This window comes from Aquitalea pelogenes, from assembly GCF_041914625.1.
Taxonomy (GTDB): domain Bacteria; phylum Pseudomonadota; class Gammaproteobacteria; order Burkholderiales; family Chromobacteriaceae; genus Aquitalea; species Aquitalea pelogenes.
Window position 1 is genome coordinate 83,360 of sequence record NZ_JAYSDA010000008.1, and the last position, 12,559, is coordinate 95,918.

General features: G+C 58.3%; 9 protein-coding genes. 8 read left to right on the plus strand and 1 reads right to left on the minus strand.

Features of this window, described 5'->3' with window-relative positions:
- Positions 1-13 precede the first annotated feature (13 nt).
- Entirely contained in the window at positions 14-1,441 is a 1,428-nt protein-coding gene (gene ccoN, locus ACE3SE_RS08715) for a cytochrome-c oxidase, cbb3-type subunit I (RefSeq protein ID WP_374554666.1), read from the minus strand.
- 455 nt (positions 1,442-1,896) lie between these two features.
- On the opposite strand from ccoN, the gene ACE3SE_RS08720 reads away from it, so the two are divergent.
- The 8 genes from ACE3SE_RS08720 (at position 1,897) to ACE3SE_RS08755 (ending at position 12,555) form a co-directional block, all read left to right on the plus strand.
- Positions 1,897-3,678: a M61 family metallopeptidase gene (locus ACE3SE_RS08720; protein WP_374554668.1), complete on the plus strand. Its 1,782-nt coding sequence runs from the start codon at positions 1,897-1,899 to the stop codon at positions 3,676-3,678.
- Between the two features lie 121 nt (positions 3,679-3,799).
- Positions 3,800-6,424, plus strand: coding sequence for an aminopeptidase N (pepN, locus tag ACE3SE_RS08725; RefSeq protein WP_374554670.1), 2,625 nt, complete (start codon positions 3,800-3,802; stop codon positions 6,422-6,424).
- Positions 6,425-6,566: 142 nt separating this feature from the next.
- Positions 6,567-7,490 (plus strand): alpha/beta hydrolase family protein, encoded by a 924-nt coding sequence (locus tag ACE3SE_RS08730; RefSeq protein ID WP_374554672.1) that lies wholly within the window; start codon positions 6,567-6,569, stop codon positions 7,488-7,490.
- 64 nt (positions 7,491-7,554) lie between these two features.
- Positions 7,555-8,187, plus strand: a complete 633-nt coding sequence (locus ACE3SE_RS08735) for a 2OG-Fe(II) oxygenase (protein ID WP_374554674.1) — start codon at positions 7,555-7,557, stop codon at positions 8,185-8,187.
- Positions 8,188-8,262: 75 nt separating this feature from the next.
- Complete coding sequence (aroC, locus tag ACE3SE_RS08740; RefSeq protein ID WP_374554676.1) at positions 8,263-9,363, plus strand: chorismate synthase; 1,101 nt, start codon at positions 8,263-8,265, stop codon at positions 9,361-9,363.
- A gap of 48 nt (positions 9,364-9,411) precedes the next feature.
- Entirely contained in the window at positions 9,412-10,836 is a 1,425-nt protein-coding gene (locus ACE3SE_RS08745) for an EAL and HDOD domain-containing protein (RefSeq protein WP_045845639.1), read from the plus strand.
- Positions 10,837-11,095: 259 nt separating this feature from the next.
- Entirely contained in the window at positions 11,096-11,332 is a 237-nt protein-coding gene (locus tag ACE3SE_RS08750; RefSeq protein WP_045845640.1) for an acyl carrier protein, read from the plus strand.
- Positions 11,329-12,555, plus strand: coding sequence for a beta-ketoacyl-[acyl-carrier-protein] synthase family protein (locus ACE3SE_RS08755; RefSeq protein ID WP_374554679.1), 1,227 nt, complete (start codon positions 11,329-11,331; stop codon positions 12,553-12,555). Before ACE3SE_RS08750 ends, ACE3SE_RS08755 begins: the two co-directional genes overlap by 4 nt.
- The last annotated feature ends 4 nt before the right edge of the window (positions 12,556-12,559 follow it).

The following is a 12,559-nucleotide window of genomic DNA, read 5'->3' on the forward strand; positions in this document are numbered from 1 at the left end:
TACCTTTATCCGCTTAAGCGTGAGCCGATGCGTTGACAGCCGGGATCTTGGCGTCAACAGCCTTGCCACTGGCAACGGTGCGGAAGGTGTTGTAAGCCATCAGCAGCATACCGGTCAGGTACAGCGTACCACCCAGGAAACGCACGAAGTGGTAGGGGTAGGTTGCTTTCACGGCTTCCACAAAGGCATAAGTCAGGGTGCCGTCGGCATTCAGGGCACGCCACATCAGGCCCTGGGTCACACCGGAGATCCACAGTGCGGCGATGTACAGAACCACACCAACAGTAGCCAGCCAGAAGTGAGCTTCGATCAGCTTGGTGCTGTGCATGGACTCACGGCCGAACAGGCGCGGCAGCAGGTAGTACATGGAACCGATGGTGATGAAGCCAACCCAGCCCAGAGCACCGGAGTGCACGTGACCGATGGTCCAGTCAGTGTAGTGCGACAGGGCATTCACGGACTTGATGGACATCATCGGGCCTTCGAAGGTGGACATACCGTAGAAGGACAGGGAAACCACCAGGAACTTCAGAACCGGGTCGGTACGCAGTTTGTGCCATGCGCCGGACAGGGTCATGATGCCGTTGATCATGCCACCCCAGCTCGGAGCCAGCAGCACCAGCGAGAACACCATACCCAGCGACTGGGTCCAGTCAGGCAGGGCAGTGTAGTGCAGGTGGTGAGGACCAGCCCACATATAGGTGAAGATCAGGGCCCAGAAGTGAACCACCGACAGGCGATAGGAGTAAACCGGACGACCAGCTTGCTTCGGCACGAAGTAGTACATCATGCCCAGGAAGGCGGCGGTCAGGAAGAAGCCCACGGCATTGTGGCCATACCACCATTGCACCATGGCATCCACGGCACCGGCGTACACGGAGTAGGACTTGGTCAGGGAAACCGGTACAAAGGCGCTGTTGACGATGTGCAGCAGGGCAACTGCCAGGATGAACGCACCGTAGAACCAGTTGGCTACATAGATGTGTTTAACCTTGCGGATGGCGATGGTGCCGAAGAACACGATGGCATATACCACCCAGGTCACGGCGATCATCAGCTTGATCGGCCATTCCAGTTCGGCGTATTCCTTGCCGAAGGTGATACCCAGCGGCAGGGTGATGGCAGCGAGGACAATGATCAGCTGCCACATCCAGAAGGTGAAGGCGGCCAACTTGTCCGAAATGAGTCGTACGTTACAGGTGCGCTGCACGACGTAGTAAGAGGTGGCAAACAGGCCGCTGCCGCCAAAGGCAAAAATCACGGCGTTGGTGTGCAGCGGGCGCAAGCGGCCAAAGTGGAACCAGGGCCCAAAATTGAGCTCCGGCCACACCAATTGGGCCGCAATGATGACGCCCACCAGCATGCCTACAATGCCCCATACTACGGTCATGATGGCAAACTGGCGCACCACCTTATAGTTATAAGTGGATTGCGTTTCCATTTAGGGTTTTCTCCAAGGTTGCTAACTTAGAACGTGACAAACCGTGGCGACTTGATTTCCTGCCCGCTGCCCCAAACTGAAATGAGCAGGAAAAGCCGCTGAGGAGCCTGAGCAATTTCAGACTAGCAAAGTGTTTGACCCGTGTTGACAATGTTCTGCCAGAAACCTGGCAAAGCGTGGTCAGACACACACTTTTTCCCCATTTATTCAGCAGGGATTCTAAAGCAAATGCCCATGACGGGCCAGTTGATTAGTATGCCTGCGGGATTTTTACGTCCACCATTTTCTTGATTTCAAGCGAGCTGGCAGCAAGCTATTAACCTGATGCCGCTTACTGGGGATTATATTGTCATGCCTGTCCAAGCCCTTGACTTAAGTCAAATCGTGATCGGCAGCCCCCCTGTTGCGATGCGGGTGCTAGAATCTGCCGTTTTCTATCCTTTCCTGGGCAGATCATGACCAAAGCCGTCCGTTACTCCATTCGTCCGTGCTCGCCGGAAACCCATTGTTTCGAAATTACGCTGCAGCTTGACAAGCCGGCCAGCGGCGGACAGGTGTTTTCCTTGCCTGCCTGGATTCCGGGTAGTTATCTGATCCGAGAGTTTTCCCGCCATATTGTCAGTATTCAAGCCAGTAGCGCTGGTAAAAGTGTTGGGCTGCGCAAGCTGGACAAACACAGCTGGCAGGCGGACCCGGTAAGCAGCAGCCTGACACTGGTCTACCTAGTGTATGCCTATGACCTGTCGGTGCGTGGCGCTTATCTGGACGACTCACGCGGTTTCTTCAATGCCAGCAGTGTGTTCCTGTCCGTTGCCGGCCGTGAGCATGAGGCATGCGAGGTGGAAATCCGGCCTGCCAAGGGCAAGGCCCATGCGGACTGGAAGGTGGCGACTGCCTTGCCCGCGGTTAAGGTGAAGAAAAGCGGCTTCGGGCTGTACCGTGCCGCCAATTACGACGAATTGCTGGACCATCCGGTGGAGTTGGGCGATTTCCATACGGTGAGCTTCAAGGCTTGCGGTGTGCCGCATCAGTTTGTGGTGTCAGGACGATTCCGTGGCGACTTGAAGCGCCTGGCACGTGATACCAAGAAAATCTGCGAATACCAGATCCGCCTGTTCGGCACGCCAGCACCGTTCGAGCGTTATGTATTCATGCTTTATGTGGGCAAGGACATCTACGGCGGGCTGGAGCACCGGGCATCCACGGCGCTGGTGGCCAATCGTGATGATTTGCCAGCCTTCGACCAGACCGAAATCTCCGACGGTTATCTGAAACTGTTGGGTCTGATCAGTCATGAGTATTTCCACAGCTGGAATGTGAAGCGTATCAAGCCGGCTGCCTTCAGCCCCTATGACTTGCGCAGTGAAGGCTATACCCGTTTGCTGTGGGCGTTCGAGGGCATCACTTCCTACTATGATGATTTGACCCTGTTGCGTTGCGGTCTGATCGACAGCAAGCGCTATCTTGGCCTGCTGGCCCAGACCATCAGCGGTGTACAGCGCGGTGCAGGCCGGTTGAAGCAAACGCTGGAGGAGTCCAGCTTTGATGCCTGGATCAAATACTACCGGCAAGACGAAAACAGTCCGAACAGCATTGTCAGCTATTACACCAAGGGCGCGCTGGCTGCCCTGGCACTGGACCTGACCCTGCGTGAACGCAGCCAGGGGGTGACGACGCTGGACGACATCATGCGTGCCTTGTGGACAAAATGGCTGGCTGATGGCAAGGGACTGGCCGAGCAGGAATGGGAAGAAATCGCCCAGCAGGTGGCTGGTTTCTCCTTGCAAGACTTCTTCGATCAGGCGCTGCGCTCCACCACTGATCTGCCCCTGCCGCAGCTGTTATTGTCCCAGGGGGTAGACATGAACTGGGACTACGCGGATCATGCCGGCGATGCCGGTGGCATCGGCCTGCCGGCACCGCAGCGAAAACCCAAGGCCAGCCTGGGTGTGAAGACACAAGCGGACCCGGCAGGTTTGCGCCTGACCCATGTTTACGATGGCGGCGCAGCGCAAGAGGCTGGACTTGCCGGCGGGGATATCCTGCTGGCGGTGGATGGGCTGAAGGCAAGCGACCTGGACAAGATGCTGAGCCGTTATCGTGTGGGGGAGAGCATCACCCTGCATCTGTTCCGGCGCGATGAACTTCTGGTGCGTGAAGTATGTCTGCAAGCCCAGCCGCAGATGACCTGCCGTTTGCAACTGCAGGAAAAGACTGGTCCGTGGCCACAGGGCTGAGTGCCATGGCGCGACGGACATGATGGTTCAAACAGTAAAGCGAATCTGGGTGGCGATCCTGCCCGGTTCATGACTCAGACCGGCACCAACCGGCAACGACCTGAAAATTAGAGAGAAGAACATGGCGCAGCAGCCTCAAGTGAACTATCTGAAAGACTATGCCGTCCCGGCCTATCTGGTGGACAGGGTGGATTTGAAGTTCGATATAGAGGAAGCGCAAACGCGAGTCCATTCGCGACTGGTGATCAAGCGTAACCAGCAATCTGCTGCGCCAGCCGATCTGTGGCTGGACGGAACGGCCACCTTGCGATCGGTCACGCTTGATGGTGAGCGCCTGTCTGCGGATGCCTACCAGTTGAACGCAGAAGGCTTGCTGATTCCCGGCGTACCCGACAGCTTCATCCTGGAGCTGGAAACCGAACTCGACCCTGCCTCCAATACCAGCCTGATGGGCCTGTATGCGTCCAATGGCAATCTGTTTACCCAGTGCGAGCCGGAAGGTTTCCGCAAGATCACCTTCTACATGGACCGTCCGGACGTGATGGCCAAGTTCACCACCACCATTGTGGCCGACAAGCAGAAATATCCGGTGCTGCTGTCCAATGGCAACAAGGTGGGCGAGGGCATGCTGGACAAAAAGCGTCACTGGGTGAAGTGGGTGGACCCCTACCGCAAGCCTTCCTACCTGTTTGCACTGGTGGCGGGCAAGCTGGTGGCTGCGCGTGACAAGTTCACCACCGTGCGTGGCCGGGAAGTGACGCTGGAAATCTGGACCGAACCTGCCGATCAGGACAAGGTTGCCTTCGGCATGGGTGCCGTCAAGCGGGCGATGAAATGGGATGAGCAGCGTTTCGGGCTGGAATACGACCTGGACATCTACATGATCGTGGCGGTCAGCGACTTCAATATGGGCGCCATGGAAAACAAGGGCCTCAATATTTTCAATACATCGGCCGTGCTGGCGCGCAAGGACACCCGTACCGATGCCGAATTCCAGCGCGTGGAAGCCATCATCGCGCACGAGTATTTCCATAACTGGACCGGCAACCGCGTGACCTGCCGCGACTGGTTCCAGCTCTCGCTCAAGGAAGGGCTCACCGTATTCCGCGATCAGGAGTTCAGTTCCGATCTGGGCAGCCGTGCCGTCAAGCGCATTGACGATGTCAAAAGCCTGCGTGCCTTGCAATTCCCGGAAGATGCTGGCCCGACCGCGCACCCGATTCGCCCTGACTCCTATATTGAGATGAACAATTTCTACACCATGACGGTGTATGAAAAAGGGGCAGAAGTCGTCCGCATGTATCACACCCTGCTGGGCGAAGAAGGCTTCCGCAAGGGCATGGATCTGTACTTCAAGCGCCACGATGGCCAGGCAGTGACCTGCGACGACTTCCGTGCAGCCATGGCCGACGCCAACGGGGTGGATCTGGAGCAGTTTGCCTTGTGGTACAGCCAGGCCGGAACCCCGCTGCTGCAAGTCAGCAGCGCTTATGATGCCGCCGCGCAGCGCTATGCCCTTACGGTCAAGCAGTCCTGCCGCATTGTGGCTGGCCAGCCTGCACCGCAAGCCCTGCATATCCCGCTGGCCCTGGGCCTGGTGGGAGCGAATGGCCAGGATCTGCCGCTCCAGCTGGAAGGTGAGGATGAGGCACGTCCCGGAACGCGCGTGCTGGATGTCAAACAGGACGAGCAAACCTTTGTTTTCATCAATGTGCCGGAAGAGCCGGTGCCGTCCCTGCTGCGCGGTTTTTCCGCCCCGGTGAAGCTGGAATACGACTGGCGTGACGATCAGCTTGCCTTTCTGATGGCCAACGACAGCGACAGCTTCTGCCGTTGGGAAGCGGGCCAGACCCTGGCCGAGCGGCTGTTTCGCCAGTTGATTGCAGCCCAGGCTGCCGGGCGGGCGCTGGTGCTGCCGGAAACCTTTGTTGCCGCCTTCCGCGCCGTGCTGAAGGATCACGCGGCTGACCCGGCCTTGCGCGCCCTGATGCTCGGCCTGCCGTCGGAAGCGGAAATCCTGGAAATGGTGGATGTCGCCGACCCTACCGTCATCCATCAGGTGCGTGACTTTGTGCTGGACCAGTTGGCAGAAGCATTGCGTGGCGAATGGCACGAGGCCTACCAGCTGAACCAGACCCGTGAGTACAAGCCCGAAGATGCCGGCAAGCGTGACCTGAAAAACCGCGCCTTGCAGATGCTGACCCGGCTGAACGTGGCCTGGCCGGCCGAAGCGGCACGCAAGCAGGTACTGGAGGCGGACAATATGTCCGACCAGATGGGGGCCATGCTGGCCTTGCGCGACCATGACGGCGAAGAGAGGGACGAGTGCTATACCGCCTTTGCCGCCCGCTGGCAGCGCGATGCACTGGTCATGGACAAGTTCTTCATGCTGGTGGCGTCCAGCCAGCTGGAAGGTACGCTCAGTCATGTGCGTGCCGCCATGGAGCACCCGGCATTCAGCCTGAAAAACCCCAACAAGGCACGCGCCCTGATTGCCACCTTCGGCAACAATATGGCGCACTTCCATGCACAAGACGGCAGTGGCTATCGCTTCCTGGCGGATCAGGTACTGGCGCTGGATGCCATCAACCCGCAAGTGGCCAGCCGCATCGTGCGTGCTTTCAACCGCTGGAAGAAGCTGGAGCCGGTACGCCAGGCACTGATGAAGGCCGAGCTGGAGCGCATGCTGGCCAGCCCGCTGTCCAAGGATGTCTACGAAATTGTCTACAAGAACCTGAAGGCCTGAACTGGTTGATGGTTGTTGACAGACATGCAGCAAAAGGGTCGCGCAAGCGGCCCTTTTTCATTTTCAGCAGGCAGGAATATTGACCTGTGAGGTGCTTGTTTGGATCATACGACTGTTTGACTTTATTCTGGCCAGGATGGCGATGACGGAAATCACACAGCAAGATCACTACCTGACGCTGGACGATGGTGAACAGTTATACATGCGGCGCATTTCCCGGGCAGGCAAGGGAGAGCCGGTGTTGCTGGTTCATGGCGTCATGGCCAATGGTCGCATTTTTTACAGCGACAAGGGCAGGGGGCTGGCGCCGTTTCTGGCAGCGGCGGGCTATGACGTGTTTGTCGCCGACCTGCGTGGCCGTGGCCGCAGCACGCCCAAAATCAATGCGGCCAGCCGGCATGGCCAAACAGAAATCATCTGCCGCGACCTGCCAGCCTTGCAGGCCGCCATCCGCAGTATCAAGGGCGACGTCGCCGTGCACTGGATGGCACACTCCTGGGGTGGCGTGCACATGAGCAGCTGTCTGCTGCGCCATCCACGCTTGTGTTCCCAGGTTGCTTCGCTGGTGTACTTTGGCAGCAAGCGCAGTATTGCCGTGCGAAACTGGCGCAAATGGCTGGAGGTGGATCTGCTGTGGAATGTGCTGGCGCGCTGGATCATCCGCGCGGTGGGCTATCTGCCAGCAGCCCGTCTGGGGCTGGGGGCTGATGACGAAACCGAAAAGAGCCATCGGCAAAGCAAGCGCTGGGCACAACAGCGCCCCTGGATTGATAGCGACGATGGTTTTGATTATGGCGCGGCAGCACGTCATGTCTCCTTGCCGCCAGCCCTGTACTTTGCTGCGCAGAACGATCCTTGTCGTGGCCATCCCGACGATGTTCGCCGGTTCCGCGGCGAGTCTGGTCCGCATTTGTCGCGCTTCAGGCTGCTGGCGCGGTCCACCGGTCATTGGCATGACTACGATCATGTTTCTTTGCTCACCCATCCGGACGCACCGGCCGATCACTTTCCGCTGGTTCTTGAGTGGCTGGCAGGGCGTCATGATCAGGTAATCGACCACAACTGATGAAGATCATTCCACTTGTCAAGACGCTGTGGTAGAACAGCGCGCTCTAGTGGAGAATGTGCGCATGAATCAAGAATCAGTGATCGAAGAAGGCAAGCTGGATACCATTATCGACCAGCTGGCCGAACACGGTTGGGTGGTGGATCACACCCTGTTCAGCGGCGAGGCCATCCGCCAGTTGCAGCAGTGCTGCCTGGAACAATGGCAAGCCGGCAGCTTTCATGAGGCCGCTGTGGGGCGGGGCGAACAGCAAGGACGGCGCAGCGAAATTCGCTCAGACTCGGTACTGTGGCTTGAGCCCGCTGATACCGCACCCGCTATCCGGCATTATTTTTCCACGCTGGATCAGGTGCGCCAGGCCGTCAATCAGGCCTTCTATATGGGACTGGAAGACCTGGAATCGCATTTCGCCGTCTATCCGCCCGGCAGCTTTTACAAGAAGCATCTGGATCGATTCCGCGACGATGATGCCCGCGCCCTGACTGCTGTGCTGTATCTGAACGAAGGCTGGCCAGATGATGCCGGTGGGCAGATCCGGCTTTATCTGGACGATGCATGCAGCCAGTCGCTGGACATTGCGCCCACTGCCGGCACGCTGGTGTTGTTCCTGTCTGACCGTTTCTGGCATGAAGTCCTGCCGGCCACCCAACAACGCTTGTCGGTGACCGGATGGTTCCGCCGCAGGCCGCGGATATAAGCCTGACCATCTTGCTGTGGTATTGCCGTGCTAGAATCAGCCAAAACCGGATGAAATGACAAGGGACGAATCAAGATGTCAGGCAACACCATGGGGCTGCTGTTTACTGTTACCTCTTTTGGCGAGAGCCACGGACCGGCCATTGGCTGTGTGGTGGATGGCTGCCCGCCCGGCCTGGCCATCAGTGCCGAGGAAATCCAGCTGGAGCTGGACCGCCGCAAACCAGGTACCAGCCGTCATGTCACCCAGCGACGCGAGCCCGATACCGTTGAAATCCTCTCTGGTGTGTTTGAGGGCAAAACCACCGGTACACCGATTGCCTTGCTGATTCGCAATACCGACCAGCGCTCCAAGGACTACGGCAATATCGCGGAAACCTTCCGTCCCGGTCATGCCGACTATACTTACTGGCATAAATACGGTGTGCGCGACCCGCGCGGCGGCGGTCGCTCCAGCGCCCGGGAAACCGCGGTGCGTGTAGCAGCCGGTGCTATTGCCAAAAAATGGCTGAAAGAGCGTTACGGCATGGTGGTGCGCGGTCACATGACCCAGATCGGCGAAGTGGACATTCCGTTCCAGAGCTGGGATGTGGTCAACAATAATCCTTTCTTCGCTGCGGATGAAAGCGTGGTGCCGCAGCTGGAAAACTATATGGACAGCATACGCAAGAGCCTGGATTCGGTAGGGGCTCGCTTGCGGGTGGTGGCCGAGAACGTCCCTGTTGGCTGGGGTGAGCCGGTGTTCGATCGACTGGATGCTGACATCGCCTATGCCATGATGAACATCAATGCGGTCAAGGGTGTTGAAATCGGTGCTGGTTTTAGCTGCGTAACCCAGCGTGGTAGCGAGCACGGTGATGAATTGACACCGCAAGGCTTTGCCAGCAATCACGCTGGTGGCATTCTGGGTGGCATTTCTACCGGTCAGGATATCGAAGTATCCATTGCCATCAAGCCGACATCCTCCATTGCCCAGCCGCGCCGTTCTATCGACAAGCAAGGCAATCCGATACTGATGGAAACCCATGGTCGTCACGACCCCTGCGTCGGCATTCGGGCCACGCCCATCGCCGAAGCCATGCTGGCCCTGGTGCTGATGGATCATGCCTTGCGCCATCGTGCCCAATGTGGCGATGTGGTAGTGGATACCCCCAAAATTCCGGGGCGGATCAGCTAAACTGGGATAAAGCCTGTCTGACAGCCTGGCACCAAGAGAGAGCACACCATGTTGAAGAACCTGATTGGCGGTTTGGCCGGTCGACTGAAAAAAAATGAAGACAGTCCCGACGACGAGATTGCTGCTGTCGAAAAAGAGCTGGAAGCCTCGCCGGTCAAGCCCAGCGCTGAGCCGGAACTGATCGAACAGCTGCCTCCCACCCTTGGCTTTGTCACGCACCAGCCGGTGATGGACCGACAACATCGCGTGGTGGCTTACGAGTTTTTCGTCAAATCCGGGGCTGCGGCAAAAGGGGGCAAGCAACAGGACTTCGATCGCCTGATGCTGACCACCCTGCAGAATATGGAAGTATTCCGCCTGCTGGCCTATCGTCGCGCCCTGGTACATATCTCCATCAGCTCCCTGACCGAGCCTTTGTTGCTGCAGATGCCGGCCAAAAGCGTGATTTTCGTGCTGGAGCCGGATCCGGGTCAGGCGGTGACAGTAGAGGTGATGCCGATTCTGGACGACCTGCGCAGCAAGGGCCTGCGCTTTGCCGTGGAGCCGGCCGCCTTCGACAGCCAGGTACTGGCGGAGCGCTTGCAACCGGAACTGTTCAACCGCATGGATTTCATGCTGCTGGACTTCGCCGCACCGTCCACCAGGGTGCTGGCACCCATTCTGGACCAGTTGCCGCGTCGCTACCCCAACGCCCGCTGGATGGCCCGCAATGTCGGTACCGCCGAGGATCTGGACATCTGCTTGCGCGCACCGGGCAGTAACCGTTTCGCCCTGTTCCATGGTCCGTTCATCGCCACGGTTCGCAGCCTGGAAAGCGGCAAGGTGGATAGCAACCAGACCCGTGTGCTGCAAATCATGCGCATGCTGCGTGCCAATGCCGAACCGCGCGAACTGGAGGCCCAGTTCAAGCTGGATTCGGTGCTGTTGTTCAAGCTGCTGCGTTTCATCAACTCCCCGGTGAACGGTCTGGCCCGCAAGGTACAAACCATCGAGGAAACCCTGTTGCTACTGGGCAGGGAAACGCTGTTCAAATGGCTGTCCATGCTGTTGTTCACCGCCAAGAAGGAAGATGGAACAGCGCTGGCATTGCTGGAAAAATCGCTGATCCGTGCCCGTTTTCTGGAACGGCTGGGGGCCTATCGTGGCAACAAGCTGGAGGCCGAGCATCTGTTCCTGACCGGGATGTTCTCCTTGCTGGATGTGCTGCTGAACCAACCCTTCCCGGATGTGCTGGATCCCCTGGAGTTGCCTCCCACGGTGCGGGACGCCGTGGTGGAAAACAAGGGTATGTTCAGCCCCTATCTGGCGCTGGCACTGGCCTGCGAACAAGGTGATGACCAGCGTATCAATGCCCTGTGCAAGGTGTTGAATTTCGAGGTGGAACATACCTGCCGCTACTACATCGACTCGGTGGTATGGGCGCAGGAGGTGCTGCGCGAAAGCGATGTGCACAATGATGTGGAAGCCGTCTGAGTCTTAAACAGCCAGGCGGTGAGCAAGCCAGCATTCCTTGCTGGCTTTTTTCATGGTCGTGTAAATTTCTGTAATTCGCTTATAGTAGCGTCTTGTGATGACGGGAAGCGCGTGGCAGACGGTTCTTGTCAACAACTGGCATAAAACTAGACAACAAACACCATAAATTTCCATCGGACTGCGGCATACAATGGCGTTCGACAGAAAATATAACCCCAAGCACTGCCCAGATGCCGGGCGGTGCGGGCAAGGCAATGTGATGAACACTATTGAGCAGATCAAGCAGTTGATTGTGGAAAAGTTCGGCGTGAAAGCCGAAGAAATTCAGGCCGAACGTGCGCTGAGTGAATACGGCCTGGACTCTCTCGGACAAATTGAATTGCTGTTTGCGATTGAAGAACATTTCTCGGTCTCCATTCCTGAAGAAGAGGCGCATGTCGCCAACCTGCAGGAACTGGCCGACCTGGTAGACCGCTACAAGAGTACCGCCCAATGACGCAGGCGGTAGCCATCACCGGTATTGGCCTGATTTCGCCGCTGGGCAATCAGCTTGATCTGGTCTTTGACAAGCTGATGTCGGGGACCTCAGGCATTCGCCGGTGGGAAACGGAACAAACCGGGTGCAAGCCTGCGGTGGTTGGTGCGGTGGATTTTGATCCGGCCAACTGGTTTACCCGCCTGCAGCTCTCCGGTGTGGACCGGGTCAGCCAGATGGCGGTGGCCGCAGCCACCCAGGCGCTGGATGATGCCGCCTTGCAATTGCCGGAAGACAAAGAGCAGGTTGGTGTCTATGTCGGTTGTGCCATGGGTGGCAGTACTGCCCTGGACAAGGGCTTCCAGAACTTCTACCAGACCCACACCCGCGTATCTCCCCTGTCGGTGATTGCCAGCATGGCCAATGCGCCAGCCGGGCATATCAGCATGCGTTTTGGCATTACCGGTCCTGCGGTCAATTATTCGGTCGCTTGTGCTTCTTCTGCCATTGCGCTGGGTGAAGCCATGCGTGCCATTCGCCATGGCGAAATCCGTCAGGCCATTGCCGGTGGTGCTGAAGCCATGTTGCTGCCCGGCATCATCAATGGCTGGCAGTCCATGCAGGTGCTGGCCAATCCGGATGGAGAACACCCCGAGCAGGCCTGCCGTCCCTATGACAAGACGCGCAGTGGGCTGGTACTGGCGGAAGGCGCTGCCTTTCTGGTGCTGGAGCGGCTGGATGATGCCTTGGCTCGTGGCGCTCGCATCTATGCCACGCTGGATGGCTATGCCTGCCGCAGTGATGCGACGCACATCACCAAGCCTGATGTCGCCGGACAGGTGCGCACCATGCGAGCTGCGCTGGCAGATGCCGGCCTTGCGCCGGAGGCCATCGGCTACTGCAACAGCCACGGTACGGCCACGCAAGTGGGGGACGTGGTGGAATGCGAAGCCTTGCAGTCCATCTGGGGTGAGAACACGCCGGGCCTGCGCGTGAGTGCCACCAAGTCCATGCATGGTCACTTGCTGGGTGCCACCGGCGGGCTGGAAACCGCCATCACCGCGCTGGCCTTGTACCATCGCCAGATTCCGCCGACTGCACATTGTCAGCAACTGGATGAAAACTGTCGGGTGCAACATGTGCTGGGCCAGGGGGTGGCAGCTCCCGAGCTGGCCGCAGCCATCAGCAACTCGTTTGCTTTCGGTGGCAGCAATGCCAGCCTGGTATTGCGTCGCCATCAGTAATGGC

Bases quoted from the DNA above. Each gene is read 5' to 3' on its own strand.
- aroC (WP_374554676.1), top strand. From the start codon at position 8,263: ATGTCAGGCAACACCATGGGGCTGCTGTTTACTGTTACCTCTTTTGGC.
- ACE3SE_RS08735 (WP_374554674.1), top strand. From the start codon at position 7,555: ATGAATCAAGAATCAGTGATCGAAGAAGGCAAGCTGGATACCATTATC.
- ACE3SE_RS08730 (WP_374554672.1), top strand. From the start codon at position 6,567: ATGACGGAAATCACACAGCAAGATCACTACCTGACGCTGGACGATGGT.
- ACE3SE_RS08750 (WP_045845640.1), top strand. From the start codon at position 11,096: ATGAACACTATTGAGCAGATCAAGCAGTTGATTGTGGAAAAGTTCGGC.
- ACE3SE_RS08720 (WP_374554668.1), top strand. From the start codon at position 1,897: ATGACCAAAGCCGTCCGTTACTCCATTCGTCCGTGCTCGCCGGAAACC.
- ACE3SE_RS08745 (WP_045845639.1), top strand. From the start codon at position 9,412: ATGTTGAAGAACCTGATTGGCGGTTTGGCCGGTCGACTGAAAAAAAAT.
- pepN (WP_374554670.1), top strand. From the start codon at position 3,800: ATGGCGCAGCAGCCTCAAGTGAACTATCTGAAAGACTATGCCGTCCCG.
- ACE3SE_RS08755 (WP_374554679.1), top strand. From the start codon at position 11,329: ATGACGCAGGCGGTAGCCATCACCGGTATTGGCCTGATTTCGCCGCTG.
- ccoN (WP_374554666.1), bottom strand. From the start codon at position 1,441: ATGGAAACGCAATCCACTTATAACTATAAGGTGGTGCGCCAGTTTGCC.